This is a genomic window from Paraburkholderia ginsengiterrae, from assembly GCF_001645125.1.
Taxonomy (GTDB): domain Bacteria; phylum Pseudomonadota; class Gammaproteobacteria; order Burkholderiales; family Burkholderiaceae; genus Paraburkholderia; species Paraburkholderia ginsengiterrae.
This window is the reverse complement of record NZ_LXKA01000301.1, coordinates 1-434: the sequence shown is the minus strand read 5'-3', so window position 1 is coordinate 434 and position 434 is coordinate 1. Positions and strand designations below refer to the sequence as shown.

Genomic DNA, 434 nt, shown 5'->3' with positions numbered 1-434 from the left:
AATCAAGGTACTAATGGACAGGACCGTGTGACAGTGACGCTGAATAGGGTCTGATGGTAGCCAGGGCGACACGGACATGGAAGTCACGTGGATCCAGCGAGGCACGCTGCGTGCGCGGCACAAGATATTGGCCGACATCGGCATCGTGTTGAACATCCAAGCCACGAGCGTCGCGACACAGGCCGTGCAGCAGAGCGTCGCTAGAGGGTCGCTCATGAGGGGCAAGACCGGCAAGGAAGTGCTCTTCTCGGCGAACGATGCGGGCGGCGGCGGTGGCGAACTGCCGGGCACGCTCGAGGCCCGTCGCAGCGGCCAGAGCGCAGGACGCGAAGGCGGGGCGGTCGGCGGCATCGACCAGAAGTGCCGCGCCCTTGGCGGGCACGATTCCCGGCACGGCGGCAGGATCGACTCGCCCGTTGCGGAGCTGCGCAACG

General features: G+C 66.1%; 1 pseudogene. It reads left to right on the top strand.

Going from position 1 to position 434, the window contains the following annotated elements:
• Positions 1–76: 76 nt before the first annotated feature.
• Positions 77–434 (top strand): annotated as a pseudogene (locus tag A6V37_RS21260) (hypothetical protein); the annotation flags it as partial.